At 61.9% G+C, this 18,001-nt stretch carries 15 protein-coding genes and 2 pseudogenes; 6 read left to right on the top strand and 11 right to left on the bottom strand.

What is annotated here, in order from left to right; all coding sequences use genetic code 11:
• Positions 1–23: 23 nt before the first annotated feature.
• From Q4G32_RS07145 to Q4G32_RS07180, 8 genes and pseudogenes are all read right to left on the bottom strand, one after another.
• A complete protein-coding gene (locus tag Q4G32_RS07145; protein WP_303350327.1) occupies positions 24–1,244 on the bottom strand; it encodes an MFS transporter in 1,221 nt (406 codons plus the stop codon).
• On the bottom strand, positions 1,241–1,885 hold the full coding sequence (locus tag Q4G32_RS07150; protein ID WP_303350328.1) for a CDP-alcohol phosphatidyltransferase family protein: 645 nt from the start codon (positions 1,883–1,885) through the stop codon (positions 1,241–1,243). Before Q4G32_RS07150 ends, Q4G32_RS07145 begins: the two co-directional genes overlap by 4 nt.
• Positions 1,885–3,096 carry an ATP-grasp domain-containing protein gene (locus Q4G32_RS07155; RefSeq protein WP_303350329.1) on the bottom strand — a complete coding sequence of 404 codons (1,212 nt, stop codon included), beginning with the start codon at positions 3,094–3,096 and terminating at the stop codon, positions 1,885–1,887. Before Q4G32_RS07155 ends, Q4G32_RS07150 begins: the two co-directional genes overlap by 1 nt.
• Positions 3,093–4,316: an ATP-grasp domain-containing protein gene (locus Q4G32_RS07160; protein WP_303350330.1), complete on the bottom strand. Its 1,224-nt coding sequence runs from the start codon at positions 4,314–4,316 to the stop codon at positions 3,093–3,095. Before Q4G32_RS07160 ends, Q4G32_RS07155 begins: the two co-directional genes overlap by 4 nt.
• Before the next feature lie 32 nt (positions 4,317–4,348).
• A complete protein-coding gene (locus tag Q4G32_RS07165; protein ID WP_303350364.1) occupies positions 4,349–6,544 on the bottom strand; it encodes an FAD/NAD(P)-binding protein in 2,196 nt (731 codons plus the stop codon).
• Positions 6,537–7,646 carry a pyridoxal-phosphate-dependent aminotransferase family protein gene (locus Q4G32_RS07170; protein ID WP_303350331.1) on the bottom strand — a complete coding sequence of 370 codons (1,110 nt, stop codon included), beginning with the start codon at positions 7,644–7,646 and terminating at the stop codon, positions 6,537–6,539. Before Q4G32_RS07170 ends, Q4G32_RS07165 begins: the two co-directional genes overlap by 8 nt.
• Positions 7,643–8,560 carry an isocitrate lyase/phosphoenolpyruvate mutase family protein gene (locus Q4G32_RS07175; RefSeq protein ID WP_303350332.1) on the bottom strand — a complete coding sequence of 306 codons (918 nt, stop codon included), beginning with the start codon at positions 8,558–8,560 and terminating at the stop codon, positions 7,643–7,645. The genes Q4G32_RS07170 and Q4G32_RS07175 overlap by 4 nt, the downstream gene beginning before the upstream one ends.
• A gap of 348 nt (positions 8,561–8,908) precedes the next feature.
• Positions 8,909–9,142: pseudogene (locus Q4G32_RS07180) on the bottom strand (integrase core domain-containing protein); the annotation flags it as partial.
• Positions 9,143–9,396: 254 nt separating this feature from the next.
• Between Q4G32_RS07180 and Q4G32_RS07185 the strand changes: the two are divergent.
• Positions 9,397–10,450, top strand: a pseudogene (locus Q4G32_RS07185) (IS481 family transposase).
• Here Q4G32_RS07185 and Q4G32_RS07190 read toward each other — a convergent pair.
• Complete coding sequence (locus Q4G32_RS07190; protein ID WP_303350333.1) at positions 10,447–10,572, bottom strand: hypothetical protein; 126 nt, start codon at positions 10,570–10,572, stop codon at positions 10,447–10,449. The pseudogene Q4G32_RS07185 and the gene Q4G32_RS07190 overlap by 4 nt on opposite strands.
• On the opposite strand from Q4G32_RS07190, the gene Q4G32_RS13945 reads away from it, so the two are divergent.
• Entirely contained in the window at positions 10,540–10,695 is a 156-nt protein-coding gene (locus tag Q4G32_RS13945; RefSeq protein WP_368660372.1) for a helix-turn-helix domain-containing protein, read from the top strand. The two genes, Q4G32_RS07190 and Q4G32_RS13945, sit on opposite strands and share 33 nt — an antisense overlap.
• A gap of 22 nt (positions 10,696–10,717) precedes the next feature.
• On the opposite strand, the gene recQ is transcribed toward Q4G32_RS13945, so the two are convergent.
• On the bottom strand, positions 10,718–12,562 hold the full coding sequence (gene recQ / locus Q4G32_RS07195) for a DNA helicase RecQ (protein WP_303350334.1): 1,845 nt from the start codon (positions 12,560–12,562) through the stop codon (positions 10,718–10,720).
• Between the two features lie 318 nt (positions 12,563–12,880).
• Here recQ and Q4G32_RS07200 point away from each other — a divergent pair, with 318 nt between their 5' ends.
• The gene (locus Q4G32_RS07200) at positions 12,881–13,996 is read left to right on the top strand and encodes a DNA alkylation repair protein (protein ID WP_303350335.1); all 1,116 of its coding nucleotides are present in this window, start codon (positions 12,881–12,883) and stop codon (positions 13,994–13,996) included.
• Here Q4G32_RS07200 and Q4G32_RS07205 read toward each other — a convergent pair.
• A complete protein-coding gene (locus tag Q4G32_RS07205; RefSeq protein ID WP_303350336.1) occupies positions 13,985–15,262 on the bottom strand; it encodes a DUF418 domain-containing protein in 1,278 nt (425 codons plus the stop codon). The two genes, Q4G32_RS07200 and Q4G32_RS07205, sit on opposite strands and share 12 nt — an antisense overlap.
• A 448-nt stretch (positions 15,263–15,710) precedes the next feature.
• Here Q4G32_RS07205 and Q4G32_RS07210 point away from each other — a divergent pair, with 448 nt between their 5' ends.
• The 3 genes from Q4G32_RS07210 to Q4G32_RS07220 are packed head-to-tail and all read left to right on the top strand — an operon-like array spanning position 15,711 to position 17,904.
• Positions 15,711–16,181 (top strand): GntR family transcriptional regulator, encoded by a 471-nt coding sequence (locus Q4G32_RS07210; RefSeq protein ID WP_303350339.1) that lies wholly within the window; start codon positions 15,711–15,713, stop codon positions 16,179–16,181.
• Positions 16,182–16,183: 2 nt separating this feature from the next.
• Complete coding sequence (locus Q4G32_RS07215; protein ID WP_303350340.1) at positions 16,184–17,191, top strand: ABC transporter ATP-binding protein; 1,008 nt, start codon at positions 16,184–16,186, stop codon at positions 17,189–17,191.
• Positions 17,188–17,904: a hypothetical protein gene (locus Q4G32_RS07220; RefSeq protein ID WP_303350341.1), complete on the top strand. Its 717-nt coding sequence runs from the start codon at positions 17,188–17,190 to the stop codon at positions 17,902–17,904. Before Q4G32_RS07215 ends, Q4G32_RS07220 begins: the two co-directional genes overlap by 4 nt.
• Positions 17,905–18,001: the final 97 nt, after the last annotated feature.

Consider the following 18,001-nt stretch of genomic DNA (forward strand, 5'->3'; position numbering starts at 1 on the left):
GAGTAGAATAGTGGGGGGAACCATCATACCTCCGAGGACATCGCAGTGGCACGGCGGGTGCGTTTCCACGCAACCAGCAAGGGCACCAGTGCCAAGGCGCTGAACACCGCCGTGAAGAGGAGAAGTTGGTGGCTATCAACCCGGTCGCCCAGCACCGCAAGCAGTAAGCCCGCCACCGGTGTGGACCCCAGGATGATCGCCACGAAGAACCCCAGAGTTCTGCCGACACGTGCGGGGTCGATGAACTCTAGCCTTCGGGTTCGCATCCAGATCGTGAAGATGACCATCCCACTGCTCCACAACGCGTAACCGAGGCCGAAGAGGAACACCGAGTGCGACAGGCAGAGGAGGAACACTGCGGTCGTCATTAGGATCGGGGCCGCGATCACCACGTGCGCGATAGGTGTCTTTCGGGTGACCCAAGTGACCGCCGCAGCCGTGGCCAGGCTTAGGCCGGCCGCGACGCCCGCGAGCGTGCCCGCCATGGCTGGCCCGCCGCCAAGGTGGCCCACCACGATGACGGGCAGTGTCGCTAGGGCCATGCCGCCGGTGAGATTCACCAGCATCGTGATCGCCAGGAGGAGGACTAGCTCCCGGCGGCGGAAGAGTTCGAACGCGCCGTCTTTTAGCCGCTGGAGGGGAGCACCCCCCTCAGGGCTTCGTTCCGGAGTCCCGACGGCGTGAATGACCATGGGCGTCAACACCATGCAGAGGAAAAAGGTCACCGCAAAAAGCAGGATTGCGCTCCGAAGACTAAGAAGACCGAGGGCCCAGCTCCCGAGCGCGGGACCAAGAACCAGGGCAGTTTGGAAAGCCATCTGCTGCTGCGACTGGGCCTGCGCGACGTCATTGTCGTCCACTGCGGTACTCACGACCTGCTCGGTGACGATGGACGAGTAGCCGTTGGCCAAGGTGAGGACGGCTGATGCGGCGATGAGGCTCCACGTCTCGGGAACGATGAAGAGCACCGCCAGGACGACGGCCCTTACCAGGTCAGTCAGCATGAGTTGTGGTTTTGACGGAAAGCGATCCACGATGGTACCGAAGAGCGGTGACAGGATGATCCGTGGCAGCCACTGGACCATGAAGGCGAGGCCGGATAGCTGAGCGCTGCCTGTCAGTGCGTAGACTGAGAGGGGAATGAGGAAAGTAGACCCTTGGTCCGCAACAAAACTCAGGAAGCGCACGCTGACGAACGGCGCGATGCCGTGCGGCAAGCGGTTGATGGCCTCCGCATCCCTCATGCCATGACCCACTGAAGGACGTGCGCCGCTGCGATGGCACACGCGACGCACGCCAGCAGGGCCATCCACACCCCGCGAGGCTTGGGTACCCGCAGCATAGACACGTTGGCCGCCGCGGTAAGAATCATGAGACCGCCTACCACGTAGTGGGCTAAGCCGTCCTGGCGGACCCACGGCACGAGAAGTAGGCCTGCAACCAAGAGTTGGTTAGCGACCACCGGCACACCGATGAAAGAGTGGCCGTCCAAGCCCACCACGGTGAAGTACGCCAACCGGCAGGCCAGCGCGCAGGTAAAGATCACCGCCACGACAACGGAGAAGACTGACCCCCCGCCCAGAAGCACGAAGCAGGCGCCCCCAAGTAAACCTCCTGCCGCTAGGTCCACGAGCGAGTCGAGCACCCCGCCGATTCGGGACTTCAGCTCTGATCGCTTCGACATCGCCCGAGCCAAGAAACCATCACCGATATCACACACGGTGGAGCCCATAATACCAAGGGCACCCTGATGCAGATTGCCCTCGAGCACGCCAGCCAGTCCCCACACGGTGAAGACCAGTCCGGCCAATGTGCAGAGGTTGGCGGGGTCAACGAACTGCGCCAGAATCTGCGGTGATCGCTGCGGAACTACATGAGTCTTCATTATTCCACTCTCACCTTTGCCCGGATGTCCTCTGCCACAGCCTCGGCAACCGAGCTCGCTTCCTGACAACTGTCGCCGTGCGTGACAACGAGCGCCATACCATCGATGGAGGACCCAGGCGATATCAGCGTGTCGCCCACTTCCACGCGTAGCTCGATGGAGTCCAGCCCGTCTCGGCTGGAAAACAGCGTGGGATCAATCTCGAGGACACGCCCCGGGCGGGGAGGCACAAGACAGTATGCGTGCGGGCGGAAGGGCGCGTCGGGGAGTCCCCCCAGGGACATTCCGACGCCGAACGCCTCCCGTACGTACCATTCGACGGGATCGGTTCCAAAGCCGCGCGACACAAGCTCACGCACCTTCGCGCCTCCGATCCGGGCGCCAATCTCGTTCAAAAGATAGTGACCATCAGGCGACCTGAAGGCCTCGGCGTGGAAGATCATGCGGTCGTGTGATGGGAGGGCGGCAACCGTATCACGGACAAGTCCTTGGAGGACGGGCACCCGCTCATCGTCGGTGTCGAGCTGGCTGGCGATCAGCAACTGGCCGGACTCGAAGCCCAAACACGACGACGTTCCGGAAGGCCAGCAGATGTGCATCGCGCCGTTCATCGAAATACCGTCAATATTGAACATCTCGTTATCGATGAACTCTTCGGCCAAAAGGTAGGCGGGATCGTCACCCTTCAGAGCCCCAACGCTCCTGCAGTACTCCTCCAGGTCCGTTCCCGTCCTCAGCACTGTGACCCCGATTGAGGAGGCCCCGAGCCGGGGCTTGACAACCACCGGGCCTTGGATGTCTCGCCAGAACGCAAGCAACTCCGTGAACTCGTTCACGGGTGCGAACCGCGCGACGGGAATGCCCGCGTCGTGCAGGACCTCCTTCATTAGCAGCTTGTCGCGGTAAGGTAATGTCTGTGCCAAGGTGGGGCCAGTCATATCGTTCGCATCGCGCAGCCGCGCGGCCCGCAGGAGGTCGAACTCAGAGAGGGCCACTAAGGCATTACAGCCATGCTGGTGAATGAGGCGCTCCAGGATCAGACACGTCCTCGCCGACATGTAGTCATCCACCACCGCGACGTCCCGGTATGCAGACAGATCTAAAGGGTGTGACAAGGCGTCACGAGACGTCACCATGACGACGTCATCATCGACCCACGTGGGGTAGTCCACCAGCGCAAGGGGGAATCGGTTGAGGACAGCTGTTGTCATTGCCCGTCTCCTTCAGCAGCGGTCCACGAAAGGTCCAGCAACCCCAGGGCCTCTTGCGCACGAAGCCGGGCCTCGGTTGCGTCCTCTCCTGTGGCGATGCACCAGGCGACGCGATCCTGGTTGGAATCGTTGAGTCGGTGCTCCTGCCCCTGTGCGATCCGCACGTGTACCTCGCGGACTCCCGGAACGGCGTGCGCCCGGTCCTCTCCTCCGACGCGATCGAGGCGACCTCCCGGCCCTTGACGGAAGCAGATCATCGCAGTGCGCGCCCCACAACACGGTGCGCGGTCAACTTCCCGCCCGAGGGCGGCGCAGATCTGTTCTTGCACTAGATCACGCCCCGTCACCAGCCGAACGAGCTCGGGGATGCGGTCCCCGGCCACCCGGGCATTGACCTCGATGACGACGATACGGCCTGAGTCCTCTCGACGCACCTCCACATGCGCCGGACCCCATCCGAGGCCGATCATCTTGCAGGTCGCTTCTGCAGCGGAAGCCAATGCCGCGTGGATGCCGTCGTGGATCGGTGCCGGCACTGTGTGGGCAATCTCAATGACGGTGCCTGCGGCCAACTCCTTGCCCGTGACCGCCACGGCTTGGCCATGCATCAGCTCGACCGAGTACTCCCGGCCCTCTATGAACTCCTCGACCACGACCTCAGGTGTGACAGGAACTCCGAGATAGGACTCCTGGTGGAGGACAGCAGCGGCAGCTTCAGCCGCTTCCTCGGGGGTTTCGCACCGGCGGACAAGCACGCTACCGGTGAGATTGGTCGGCTTGACGACGACCGGCCTCCCCATGTCTCGGGCAGTCTGGGCGGCTTCTTCGGGTGTTCCGCATCTCGCGTATCGGAGGGACAGGTTGGTACATCTCAGGGTGTCCCGTTGATCCGCCTTGTTGCGGCACACCCTGACCGCCTCCGGGTTAGGACCGGGGAGGCCCAGCTCGTCAGCGAGCTCCGCAGCCTGCGCCGCGTAGTACTCGTAGAAGCTGAGCACTGCGGCTGGCTCGCCGTCGACTTCGGTGCAGATCGTTGCGCGCATGGCCGCCACACTCTGCGTGTCCGTGCGCACGACGCGAACGTCGTGTTTGTCAAGCTGATCACGCAGATACTCAGGCATCGCGTCAGGGTTATGGGCGAGCAACAGGGTACGGAACCCCAAATGGTCCAGGAAGCGTGCCGCATCCGCGCCCGCCCCGGTCACGGGGGACTCAACCATAATGGCGACTGCGCCGGACAGGCGGCCCCCATTCATCGGGGAACCGCCGTGTCTGAGGCAGTGAGGAGGCCCTCGGCGTCCAGCTTGGCCACCCAGGTGAGGATGTCCTGCATCACGTGGTGGTTCTGCTCGGGCCGTAGCGCGCCGAGCTGGAAAAACACCACTCCCTCGCTAGGCGGCCCGAGCACGGTAATTCGGGAGTCGACCTTGCCCGAGGCCCCACGTGGGCTGAATGACTCGTCAAGGTCAAGGCCGCCGGGGACAAAGATTTCGGATAGCCCTTCCCCACCGACGTTCTCCCAGAGGCGGACCACGCCCCTATTCAACAGGTTACGGTACAGCACCGCAGTGTCCAGACGCGGATCGAAGGCATGGACAGTGGCGTCCACGAGCACTCCGGCGTGTCCTTCGTACCCCGTGAGCGGGCCGCTAATCATGTACCCCTTGTCGTCGAGCCGAACGCTCCCTCCTGGGCCGACCCCCACATCCAGGAGGCCGCATTCCGCGACCGCGCGAATCTTTGCCATGACCTCACGAGCGGCACCATTGGCGAGTCGGTTGTGATGGCGCATGTAGACCTCAAGGAAGCGCCGATGGGAACTAGGGGTGAGACCGCCTCGGTCTACCGCGTGCGCCAGAACGTCGCGCAGATCTCGCCACACCCCGTCGGCCGCTGCTTTAGCCGGATGGGCTAGGTTACCGCGCGCGGCAGCTGTGTCATCCTGTCCGAAGAATTCGAGCATGGCAGCGCGGTAGCGCTCGGGTGTATCGCAGGCGCTGCCTGGGATCGGCCGGATGGTGCGGTCCCAGTCGAAGGGACTCTCTAAGGCCCGGGGCGCCAGGCCGAACGGGGACTCGGACGTTAGGTAGCGGCGGGGTTGCTCTGCCGCTACGACGGTGCCCACGGGAGCACGAGCTGCCTTGCCCCATACGCAATGCACGAAGGATGCGGCGGCGAGGCCGAAATCCCACCCGTTCGCCTGCACGCGGCATTCTTCCAGGGATATGGTGCCGTCCAGGCGCTGGTCAATCAGTGCAGCGATACGGGCGATCTCTTCTTGGAGTTGCTTCTGGGCAATCTCGGCGCTCGCCGGTGCCTGGGCGATCGAGGCGCTGAGGAACGCCGACACCGACTCCTCAACGGTTTGCCGTAAATAGCCCCTCGTGTCCCCCCCGAACAGTGTGGTTGCGTGTAGCAACGCCATCTCCAGAAGAACCAACGGAAAAATGTCTCGCTCAAAATCGACCTGTGTGCCTTCACGCCCGGGCTCCCCGCGGTGTGCACGGATGATGTCCACTGCTTGCTTTGTGAGGAACACACCTCGGTGCTCGTAAAGCGCGAGGTCAACCTGTTTATGATTGTCGGGTCGCGCAAAAGTAAATAACCCTGAGCCTGAGAAGGGAATGATTCGGGACGGTTCATCTCCCGATGGGACGTACTTCACCTCGGAACCCTCCGTGATGAAGGTCCCGCCCCTACCTTCCGTGAGATACAGGACTATATCGATGGCTGTCAGGCCCATACCTTCGCATGCCACAACGCTCCCCGCAGGCGCAGCTTCCACGGTGAGCCCACGTTCCAGTGGATAGGCGCTCCCGATGTATTCGACGCCTGCTCGCTTCGCATGCTCAGCCTTGCCGTGACGACGCTTGTCGAGTTGGGGGTCGTTCCACGAGTGCCCCGTGACTAAGAGGACCTGATCGACGTCTCCCACCGAGGAACTATCGCCACACAGCAACTCAATCCGCGCGCTGGAAGTGTCGATGTCCACCACTTCCAGGGGATGCAAAACGACCTTCACGCCTGCCTTCCGCAGGAGACCCACATACGCATAGAAGTGATGCCGCAAAGCTTCCCCATGCACATACCGTTTCGGCCAATCCGCGGCCCCAACGGAATAGCGCTGATCATGAGTCTCTGCGTATCTTTGCCCGCACCACTGCGCGAGGTTTAGTCGGTACTCGGGTTCCAGTAGGGGATTTGCCCCCTTGATCGTCTCGTCGGCGGCGAAAGATACCTGCCCGGCAATACGATTAAGGAAACTTACCTGGGACTGTCGCGCACTGTGGACTTCGCCGTCGCCGAAGTTTCCACCCTTATCGAAGACATGAATCAGCAGCGGCTTGGTCAACCGGCCCGCAGACGCCAGGGCCGCCAACCGTTCCATCGAATAGACGGCACTTGGACCAGCCCCCACAATGGCAAGGACATAGTGAGACTCACTCATTGCTTGCACTGGTCGCACCTCCTTGTGGAACCAGCACAGCTGTCATGGCGTGAAGCAATCCCTCAACGTGACTCTCTTTGAGCTGCCCCATCGTCGCAATACGAACGACATTGCCCATCCGGGGCGGACAATGGTAAATAATGTAACCGCGGTCCCGCATCTGGTCGTGGAACGCTGAAAACGGCATGGACTCCGGCAAATGGAACACGCTCGTGCAACACGACAAATCACCGTCGCTCACGAATGACTTCATGCCCAATTCCTGCATCCGCTCGCGGATCCGAGCGGTGCTACGGCTGTAGCGCTCGCGTCTCCCGATAACACCCTCAGCGAGGAGGACATCGAGCGCACATTCCCACGCGGCGAGCACTTGCACCGCGGGAGTGAAAGCGGGCTCTTGCCGACCCACCTGCGCGGAAAAATTGGCGTGCAAGTCCAGATAGAGCCCCGCGTTGCTGCCCTCGGCCGACTCGAGGAGCGCGGTCTTCGCGCACACGAAGCTCATGCCCGGCAAGCCCTCAAGGCACTTATTCGAAGAACCGACCAGCCAGTCGACACCCATCGCGCGAACGTCGATCTCCTCCGCGCCCACGCTGCTCACAGCGTCGACGATGACATCACACCCGTACCGGTGGGCGATAGCCGCGACCTCGGCAAGTGGATTCAGCATGCTCGTGCTTGTCTCATGGTGCACCATCAACACGTGGCTGAACGTACGAGCCTTCAGCACACGCTCGATCTCAATAAGATCAAAGGTCTGGCCCCAACCCATGCGGAGCCACTCATGATCGATAGCGCGCGAGGCCACGATCTGCCGCAGACGCTCTCCATAATTGCCGTTGTCCAGAACGAGTGCCGTTCCTAAGGGGGGCACAGCTGTAGCGATAGCCGCCTCAAGGGCGCATGTTCCAGAGCCGGTAAGTAGGATCGCGTCGTGCGTCCCGTCCCCGTTGCAGATCTCCACCAGCTTCTCCCTCACCCTGGTCAAGCGGGAGAGGGTCTCCATCTCCCGATGACAGAGATCTCCGGTATTGAGTGCTTCCCACACAGAAGGGTGAACCCGAACGGGCCCCGGGTTGAAGAGAAGAGCAGAGTCGTTCATGCGGAGGTCCTGTTGTTGGTGGGCACTGACCTTTCGACAGAGCCTTCCATGCACGACTCGACGAACCCCACAAGCCGTCGTTCCGCCTCGTCCATCTCGGGGTAAGCGTAGTGCTCGAAAATCTCCTGCACCTGGATCATTTCCGGGAGACTAACCAAGCTGCGATTCTTGCTGAGGTGACAGGCAACCTTTTCCATCGCCTTGTAGGCAGCCCGCAATGACTGATTGGCCCAGATCACCATGGAGACCCCGAGTTCCTCGAAGGCCTGGGGATCAAGATCACGTCCGTAAGTTGTCGGCGCAATGACGAGTGGAGCGCAACGATCCCACCGACGACAAAACTCGGCAATCTCGTTAACTTCCTCTTGCCGAGAATGAATGAACAGCGCGTTCGCGCCAGCGGCAATGTAGGCACGGCCACGCTCAAGGGCTTCATCCACACCCGCACCCGCGATGAGGCTCTCCGTACGAGCTACAATCATAAAGTCGTCTTCCACCACCTCCCGGGCGGCGGCAATCTTAACCATGAACTCTCGCGTCTCGATGAGATCTGGGGCGTCACCGTAGAACGAGTTCATCTTAGGGAACTGCTTGTCCTCGTAACACACACCTTGCGCGCCGGACTCCTGCGCGTGCCGGGCAAAAACCCGCGCTGAATTGTAATTTCCGTGCCCGCTATCACCGTCCACAAGGATTGGCAGGTTCGTACACAGGCTAATGGAACGCACCCTGTCGAGCATGTTGCTCCAGGAAATCTCGTTGGAATCACGCACACCGCACGACGTCGAGATACAGAGCCCTGAAGCCCACAAAACTGGGAAACCTGCGCCCTCGGCGATCCGCGCGGACATCCCGTCATGGGCTTCCATAGCATAGGTAACATCAGGTTCCTTCAAGAGCCCCTCAAGGCTCATCCTGGTCGCTTCATATCGCGGCATCTTGTGATTTCTCCGATCTCCATTGACCAGCCTCTGACTAGCCAATACAAACGAACCTCCAAAGAGCATCAACAGCTGAGGCCTCCTCTGTCAACCCACAGTTTTAGCTTCTAGCCGCGAGATTGCCCGTCGCCGTTGGCTTTCGGCCTCAAGTGGGGCAGGACGAAGGCGTCCAGGCCGGACTGGGTTACTCCTGGGGCTGTCGAAGTGGTCGGTAACATTCCGGCTCATGAGCTTAATAATCGGTCCAGGCTCCCAAAGGGACTGCTGCGCGAAGAGGCGACAAATTGACCTGCTCCACGAAGCTGATTCCAGTTCTGGTCGCTAACTCACGGCGGGGATGTTGTTGACGATGAGTGTCTGGTGCTCGGTCGGGGCGAGGTAGCCGAGGGCGGAATGTCGGCGCTGGCGGTTGTGGAAGATCTCGATGTACTCGAAGATCGCGTTGGCGAGTTCGACTCTCATCTTCCGCTTTAGCAGTTCGATCTGCATCGATGACCAGAAGCTTTCCATCAGCGCGTTATCGAGCCCGTCGCCGACTGTCCCGAACATGGCCAGCACCCGGCAAGAGATCATCACATGGTTCATGACGGCCCTTAGAAGAACACTTCACCGTCCACCGCTCAGTAGCCTTCTAGGTGTTGTGGGTCATGAGGTTGTCGGATGTGGTGGGTCAGTGAGATGACGAACGGGCTCCTGCCCGCAGGATGGAAATCGCCAAAGATCCGCCTGCTGCAACAAGGAGCCCGTCCGTGTCCCACGCTATCGCTGTCCACCCCAATTCCGCTCTCACTCCGACGGGCCGGTTGCAGATGGTCCAGCGCCATCTGCGCGACGGGTCCCCCGATCGCCCACGTCGCCTCTGAATTCCGGGTTTCCTGGGAAACCGTGAGCAAATGGGTCATCCGGTACCAGGAGCGCGGCGAGGCCGCGTTGGCTGATATCTCCAGCGCTCCGCGGCGCATGCCGACACAGATCTCAGGCCCGGTGGTGGAGAGAATCGAGGCACTACGTCGGGTGCTGAAGTGGTCTGCTCGCCGGATCCACCACCACCTGACTGGCGGCGGGATCGACCCCCTGCCGGACAGGCACGCCCTGGCCACCGGCGTGATCCACGACGCCGTGGTCATCAGCCTGCGCACCGTGGGCCGTTGGCTGCACCGACTAGGCATCAGCCGGCTGCGCCACCTCACCCCAGCCGGCGACACCCTCCGAGGCACCGACCCCTCAGGTGAGCCCGCAGCGGCTGTTGCGCCACCACAACGGATCGATGCCCGGCACCCCGGGTACATGGTCCACCTGGACGTGAAGAAGCTCGGCAAGATCCCGGACGGAGGCGGTTGGTGGGCCCACGGCCGCGGGACCAGTCCGGCGCTGGCCGGCAAGCGTGGCAAGGGCGCCAGAGTCGGATACACCTACCTGCACTCGGCCGTGGACGGGCACACCCGACTGGCCTACACCGAGTCGCTGGAGGACGAGAGGGCCGAAACCACGGTCGGATTCTGGTACCGGGCCCGCGCCTTCTTCGCCGCCCACGGGATCGAGATCGACCGGGTCATCACCGACAACGGCAACAACTACCGCTCCAACATCTTCAACGCCGCCGTGACCGGGCTGGGGCACCGTCACCACCGGATCCCCCCGTACACGCCCAAGCACAACGGCAAGGTCGAGCGCTACAACCGGCTCATGGTCGACGAGGTCCTCTACACCCGCCCCTACCCCTCAGAGACGGCACGCCGAGAAGCGCTCCAAGTCTGGGTGAACCACTACAACTACCATCGACCCCATACCGCCTGCGACGGATACCCCCCGGCATCACAAGCCCCGGCCACTATCAACAACGTCATGGCCTCCTACATCTAGGCTGCCCTCATCGAGTACTCGGAGCGCAACCCTGAACCGGGCCGTGAAAATCTTTCCGGGGTCACGCCAAAGACTTCACCGATCAGCGGGTGATCCTGGAAGCTCAGCGTCTTCTGGCCCACGAATCCATATTAGCTGCCACCATGGCCACCCGGCTAGGATTCGACGACGCCACTAACTTCTCTAAGTACTTCAAGCAACGGGTGGTCCTGACCCCAGGAGCATTTCGTTCACAACACGCCTAACCGCAAGACCCTTGCCGCGGGCTCAGCCCCAGGGGCCGCGCACAATGTCGACGACGGCCTCCCCGTAGCGTTCCAACTTCTTGGCCCCGATTCCGCTGATGCCGCGTAATTCGTGCACGGCGGTGGGTGCCGCCTGGGCTATCGCCATCAACGTGGCATCACCGAACACCACGTAGGCCGGCACCTTCTGCTCACGGGCCTGATGAGCACGCCATTCACGCAGGGACTCGAACAGGGAGGACTGTTGGGGCGTGAGGGCGGCCGTCGTCGTTGTGGAAGTCCGCCGTGTGCCGCTGAGTGAGCCGCGTTTTTTGCGGGCCGAACGCCTAAGTTCCAGGGTGGTCTCTCCGCGTAGCACCGGGCCTGCTCCCGGGGCCAGGCCCAACGTGCCGTATTCGCCGTAGGTGCTGATCACGTTGCGGGCCAGGAGTTGGCGGATCACGCTGCGCCATTCCGTTTCGCTCAGATCCGCGCCCACGCCCCATACGCTGAGCTGATCGTGGCGGGAGGCCGTGGAGCGGTCATTGACCTTGCCGCGCAGCACATGAATCACCTGGCCGGCACCAAAGTGCTGATTGCGTTCCCGGTCAAGGCGAATCAGTGCCGAGAGAAGTTTCTGGGCGGCCACAGTGGCATCCCAGCCGGTGGGCGGGGTCAGGCAGTTGTCGCAGTTGCCGCACGGTTGGGCGTCCTGGCCGAAGTACCGCAGAATCTCCACGCGGCGGCAGGTCAGTGACTCGCACAGGGCCAACATGGCATCCAGGTGCGCGCGCTGTCCGCGCAGGTGCGTTTCGGTGGCCTCCGAAGAGTCGATCATGCGGCGCAGTTGAACGACGTCGTGCAACCCGTAGGCCAACCACGCCGTGGCCGGAAGACCATCGCGGCCCGCGCGGCCCGTCTCCTGGTAGTAGCCCTCCACGCTCTTGGGCAGATCAAGATGAGCCACAAAGCGGACGTCAGGTTTGTCGATCCCCATGCCGAAGGCGATGGTGGCCACCATGACCACACCGTCCTCCTGCAGGAACCGCGTTTGGCGCTCGGCCCGCTCGGATTCGGTGAGCCCAGCGTGATAGGCCATGGCATCAACACCCTCTTTACGCAGGGCTTCTGCGGTCTGCTCCACGCTGCGGCGCGACAAGCAATAGACGATCCCGGACTCCCCCGCATGTTCGGCGCGGATCAGGCTCAGCAACTGCGAGCGCGCGTTGTCCTTTTCCACAATGCGGTACTGGATATTGGGGCGGTCAAAGCTGGCCACAAAGTGCTGCGCCTCCCCCAGGCTCAGCCGCTCGGTGATCTCCCGGTGGGTGGCCTGGGTGGCGGTGGCGGTCAGGGCGATCCGCGGGGTTTCCGGGAAGCGTTCGGCCAGGACGGACAGCCCAAGGTAGTCCTTGCGGAAATCGTGGCCCCACTGGGACACACAGTGGGCCTCGTCAATGGCGAACAGCGCCAGCTGCGCGTGACTCAGCAGGTCCAATGTGCGGGACTGCACCAGGCGTTCGGGCGCCATGTAGAGCAGGTCCAGTTCACCGGCCAGCAGTTGGGTCTCCACCTGGGCGGCTTGCTCCGGGCCCAGGGTGGAGTTCAGAAATGCTGCCCTGACACCCACCGCCGCCAGGGCATCCACCTGGTTCTGCATCAGCGCGATCAACGGGGAGATCACAATGCCCGTACCGTCCCTGACCAGCGCCGGAATCTGGTAACACAGGGATTTTCCGCCGCCGGTGGGCATGAGAACGACGGCGTCGCCACCGGCCGTGACATGCTCCACGATCTGTGCCTGGTCCCCGCGGAAGGAGTCATAACCAAAGACCTCTTGCAGCACACGCAACGGAGATGCGGTCGGTGCTGAGGTCTGGGAAGTCACCGCACCAACCTACAGGCTTGATGGACCCGACGCCGCAGCCCGCCCCGCCGTCGTTGCCTCCCCCTGGCGGCCTCCCCCTGTCGCGCGCGCCCCCCCCCCGCGGGGGGCACCCCGGGTGTGGGTGGGGCCCCCGCCGGGGGCGGGGGGGGGGGCGCCCAACCCGGGGGCCGCCCCCGCCCCCGCCCCCCCCCCCCCGGCGTGACAACACCGGTTTTGTTTGACACCCCCGGCTGTAACCGGTGGTCTCAACAACAACCGGTGAACTCGACCCCGTGGCATCCTGGCTGGGACACATCCACCTTTCCCAGAGATGAGCCCATGCCCACCGCGAATGAAATGCTCGGCCCGTCAACCGTCCAGGCTCTGGCCCACATGCTGACCGCCGTTGCGCCCCAGCGCGCTGACCACATCACGGCCGCACCCGATCAGCTGGCGGGCCTGGCCATGCGGCAACGTGTGAACTTGGTGGCTGACGCCCTTCTGGAGGACTTGGGCCCCAATTATGCTGACCTGGCCGATACCGTGCGCCACGCAGCAGCCATGGAACCTGACGGGTTCTCCGGCTGGTTGATCTGGCCCGTCACGGAAGCCGTGGCGCGCTGCGCGGTGGCTGACGGAGGTGACCACGCATTCCGCGATGCCCTGGCCTTACTGGCCGAGCTCACCCACCGTTTCAGTTCGGAGTTTGCCATCCGCATCCTGCTCAATCACAACGTGGATGCCGCGCTGAGCACCATCAACACCTGGCCCAGTGCACAGGACGAACACATCCGCCGCTTGGCTTCCGAAGGCACACGCCCGTTCCTGCCGTGGGGGCAGCGTGTCCCCCAGCTGCAGGCAGACCCGGAGGCCACGCTGCCCATTCTGTCCGCGCTGCAGGATGATCCCAGCCCCTACGTTCGTCGTTCGGTGTCCAATCACCTGAATGATCTGAGCCGCAATCACCCGGATCTTGTTGTGGCCACCGCCCGTCAGTGGTTGGTTGAACCCGGTACGCACACCGCGGGAACCGTCAAGCATGCCTTGCGGTCCCTGATCAAACAGGGCCACCCGGAGGCGCTGGCCGTCATGGGCTACGGCAGCGCCACGGTGGACATTCGCGGCCCGCACGTAGCGGAGTCTCCCCTGACCTGGGGCGGGACACTCACCTTCACGGTCACTCTGCGCAACGACGACGTCGCACCCGCTCGCCTGCTCATCGACTACGTCATCCACCACCTCAAAGCCAACGGCACCACCTCGCCCAAGACCTTCAAATGGACCACGGCGAAACTGGCTCCCGGACAGACACTGACGTTGACCCGCGAACACTCATTCCGCGAGATCACCACACGCACCTACTACCCCGGTGTTCAGGCGGTTGCCGTCCAGGTCAGCGGCGTTTCCTGCCCGCCCGTCGAGTTCAGCCTGCTGCCGCGCGACTCACCCAGCTGAGACCCGCGCACGACGACGGTCCAGCACCGTGCCAATGCCGTCATACGTTGCGTGCCACAACCACTCCACGGGACCGCGTTTGAAGTACCTCTGCCAGACCAGGCTCAAGGCCACCAGGAAGCCAGCGATACCCAGATAGATCAGCATGGTCAACCACACTGCGTACTCGCCCTGAATACGGCCAGCCATGCCAAAGCCCCAGTCGTAGAAGATGATTGAGGCAATCAAGTTCTGCAAGATGTAGCAGGTCAGGGCCATCTTTCCCACAGCGCTCAGTCCGGTCCCCACCACGCCAGTGGAACCTCGGCGCACGTAGAACTGCGCCACCAGGGCCAAGATGCCAAAGGCCACCAAGCTGGAAGTTATGTAGCGGGTGATACCACCCGTGTAGTCGGAGAGGAACAAACGCAAGGTCCAGTCCAAAGGCAGGCCGATGCCGAAAGAGAGCAACATGATGCGTCGTCGTAATTGCCGACCCCGCTCCTCAAAAATACCGGCGCGGTAGAGGTGCGCGCCCACCAGGAAAAGCCCTATCCCCATGAGAAACATGATGGGGATTTCTGCGCGCCCACCCACAAAGGTGATCAAGCGTTCGTGCACCATGGCCCAGTAGGAGTCGGTGGAACCCGATCCCATGGCATCCAGTGCTGGGCCGGCCGCACCCACCGCATTTTCAGCCTCCGAGGCACGGTCACCAATGTCCGTCGGAACACCGCCCAGGAACACAAAGACAGACTGCAACAGATCAAAACCGACAATCACTGCAACGTGTACCGCCAACCCAACGATCATCCATATTTTCTGCGCTTTGGGGCTGGTCATCATGATGGCGGAAACAGCCAAGGCGGTCAGGCCGTAACCCATCAACACATCGAATTCAAAAATGAAGATGTAATTGAGCAGCCCGTCCAACACCAAAATGCCGGCCCGCCACGGGTAACGTCCCGGCCAGGTTTCGCCCCGTCGAAGTGCCGACTGGCGCTGGATCTCCAAGCCAATACCAAACATGATGGTGAGCAGCCCAATGAACTTACCGTCGGTGACCAGGCCCAATGCAGTTTGGAAGGCATTGGCCCACACTCCACCATCCGCTATGGCACCCAACTCGGATTCGGACATGGACGCCATGTTCCGCGGCGTGGCAAAGATCCAAATGTTGGTCAGCAACGTGCCCAGGATGGCAATACCGCGCAAAACGTCCAGTGCGGGGAGGCGATGTTTTGAGCTGGGTGGAGCAGAGGCGGTGGGGGCCGCAGTGGTGGTCACGCGGGGTCCTTTCAGATGGGGAACGATCCTGTGCAGAGGTCTTGATTGCAACTTGATCAGCCTAAAAATAGGCGGCCCCGCCCAACAGCTTCCAAGGGATGAATTCGTGTCCACCCGTCGGTCCGTCTTGAACCTACGGCCGTGGACCCGGGTCATCCTGCGGAGGATGCGCTCCTGCTTTGGAATGATCCGAGGCCGTGCGTGCTTCCGTGACCGCCGCGCCCCCGGCACCACCCGTGAGGTCACCGGTTGTTGTTGAGAGCACCGGCTGTAACCGGTGGTCTCAACAACAACCGGTGACCTCACGCGGCAGGGGTTAAGAAACACTTCCCCCACAAGCAGGCCCTTTCGCCAAAATCTGCGCAACCGCGGATGCAAGCCTTGCCATCACCCAGGTTCCATGGTTAATTAGTTGAGTAACTAACCTAAGAGCATCGAGGAGGTGCCCGTGACTCCCCCTGCACCACGATCGGATCGCCCGATCTTCCTGGACCTGGCCGACACCATTGCCGATGACATTCTGGCCGGGGCATACCCGCCGGGCACCCAGGTGCCCTCGACCACAGAACTCTCAACACACTTCCGAATCAATCCGGCCACTGCGGGCAAGGCCCTCAACCGTCTGGTGGATCAGGGGGTGTTGGAAAAGCGTCGCGGCTTAGGGATGTTCGTCACGGCGGAGGGTCCCAACATTTTGCGCGCGCAGCGCCAGGCAGATCTTCTGGACGCCTACATCAGCCCGCTATTGGCGGAAGCACAACGACTAGGCATGACCACAGCCGATGTCCTCACCCTAATTCAGAGCCACGCCGCTATGACGGCATTACCAACCACTCGCACGCCATCGACATCGGGTAATCCAGCTTTGCCCACCAGCACCCGCACACCGTCACACGCCGCAAGTCCAATGGAGGCATGACCATGACTACAACCACCGCCCCTACCAGTGGAGTCACAGCGGGTGAGACAACGTCCCATCAGACCCGGACCGATCGTGGCATCACCTTGACCAACGTCACCAAGTCCTACGGCAAACAGCAAGTCTTGGCAGGCATCAACCTCCACTTGGAGCCAGGCAAGGTATACGGACTCCTGGGAGCCAACGGAGCGGGCAAGACCACGCTCATGTCGGTGATCTTGAACCACACCTTTCGCAGTTCTGGCCAGATCACCATCGACGGTCAGAACCCGGCGGAGAATGCTCGCGTCCTTGAGCGCACGTGCTTCATTCACGAGGACCAGCGGTGGCACGACGACTACCTGGTCAAGCACATCCTCCAGACCCTTCCGCACTTTTATCCCCGATGGCAATCGCAACTTGCAGATCGTCTCCTGGACCGGTTCTCCATACCCCGCGAGACGCCCTTGAAAAAGCTGTCAAGGGGACAACGCTCGGCGTTTGCCATCAGCATCGCTTTGGCGTGCCGCACGGACTACACGTTCTTGGATGAGCCCTACCTGGGGCTGGATCCGAGCGCGCGCAACATCTTCTACGAAGAGTTGATGCGGGAAGTTGCCGAGCATCCCCGCCTGATCTTGATGTCTACTCATCTAATTGATGAGGCAGCCAATCTGCTGGAGGAAGTCATCCTCATCCGCCAGGGACGCGTTGACCTCCATGCACCTGTAGATGAGGTCACCGCCAACATGACTGCGGTTCGCGGCCTGGATGAGGCAATGGACCGATTCCTCAACGGCCACAACCTGATCTCTTCACAAGCCCTGGGCCGTATTCGCTCTGTCTTGATCCGTGGGGCGCTGTCCCCGGATGATCTCGAACTTGCAGCGGACTTGCACCTTTCCGTTGAATCACCGAGCTTGCAAGAGATCGTGGCCTCCCTGGGAACCCTGGATCACCCGAACGGCTCGGCCTCCCCTTTCCCCGAGAAATTCATTGGCAACTACCTCAATCGCGGAGATCGACCATGACGTACTCATTGCGCAGCTTCCGGATCTACATGGCCCAACGCACGTTCTCCGTCTATGTGGCTCCTGTGATGCTCTTGGCCGTCCTGGCACTGACTGTCATCGCTGGTCTGATCACGGGCATGGTGGTTGGTCTTCCACTCCCACCCGAAGTCGCAGACGGCTTTCAGGGCATTTTCATGGTGGTCAGCGTGCTGATCGGGTTCTTCATCTCATCCTCAGCCTTGGCCGTGAATCGGACTTTTGCCACAGTGCTCGCCTTTGGCGGGACACGGCGCGACTTCTGGTTAGGTTCTTCCCTGGGATTCGTGGTCACCGCCATGATCGCCGCAGTGTGTGGAACTCTGCTCCTGGGTCTTGAACGTCTCACCGACGGCTGGTTCATTGGTGTGCCGGTTTTTGACACACCGTTCTTGGGCGACGGGAACCTGTTGATCACGTTTGTCTCAGTACTGGCCTATTCCCTGGCTGCGCTCTTCATGGGTGCTGCCTTCGGCACGATTTTCCGCGCATTCGGAGCTCGTGCGGTCACAGCCGCAATTGTCTCGGCAGTTCTGTTGGTCGCCGGCGTCGTCGCTGTGATTGTGTGGCAAAGAGAATTCACCCTGGAATTCGCCACCGACCTCGGTCCCTGGTTACCCACTGTCACAGCCTCTGCTTTTGGGGTCGGGTGCCTGGTCATCAGTTATCTGGCCAACAAACGGGCGACCATCTGAGCCAAGCATCCGCCGTCATTCTGCTCACCAGCAGATGCGAAAGCGGCTCTTCACAGATGAGGGTGTAGTTGGGGGCTGGCGCGTCGGTGTGGGGTAG

This window comes from Kocuria sp., assembly GCF_030538595.1.
GTDB lineage: Bacteria > Actinomycetota > Actinomycetes > Actinomycetales > Micrococcaceae > Kocuria.

What these genes read in the sequence shown, in the direction of transcription:
- Q4G32_RS07145 (WP_303350327.1), bottom strand. Translation starts at nt 1,244, where the DNA reads ATGAGGGATGCGGAGGCCATCAACCGCTTGCCGCACGGCATCGCGCCG.
- Q4G32_RS07150 (WP_303350328.1), bottom strand. Translation starts at nt 1,885, where the DNA reads ATGAAGACTCATGTAGTTCCGCAGCGATCACCGCAGATTCTGGCGCAG.
- Q4G32_RS07155 (WP_303350329.1), bottom strand. Translation starts at nt 3,096, where the DNA reads ATGACAACAGCTGTCCTCAACCGATTCCCCCTTGCGCTGGTGGACTAC.
- Q4G32_RS07160 (WP_303350330.1), bottom strand. Translation starts at nt 4,316, where the DNA reads ATGGTTGAGTCCCCCGTGACCGGGGCGGGCGCGGATGCGGCACGCTTC.
- Q4G32_RS07165 (WP_303350364.1), bottom strand. Translation starts at nt 6,544, where the DNA reads ATGAGTGAGTCTCACTATGTCCTTGCCATTGTGGGGGCTGGTCCAAGT.
- Q4G32_RS07170 (WP_303350331.1), bottom strand. Translation starts at nt 7,646, where the DNA reads ATGAACGACTCTGCTCTTCTCTTCAACCCGGGGCCCGTTCGGGTTCAC.
- Q4G32_RS07175 (WP_303350332.1), bottom strand. Translation starts at nt 8,560, where the DNA reads ATGAGCCTTGAGGGGCTCTTGAAGGAACCTGATGTTACCTATGCTATG.
- Q4G32_RS07200 (WP_303350335.1), top strand. Translation starts at nt 12,881, where the DNA reads ATGCCCACCGCGAATGAAATGCTCGGCCCGTCAACCGTCCAGGCTCTG.
- Q4G32_RS07215 (WP_303350340.1), top strand. Translation starts at nt 16,184, where the DNA reads ATGACTACAACCACCGCCCCTACCAGTGGAGTCACAGCGGGTGAGACA.
- Q4G32_RS07220 (WP_303350341.1), top strand. Translation starts at nt 17,188, where the DNA reads ATGACGTACTCATTGCGCAGCTTCCGGATCTACATGGCCCAACGCACG.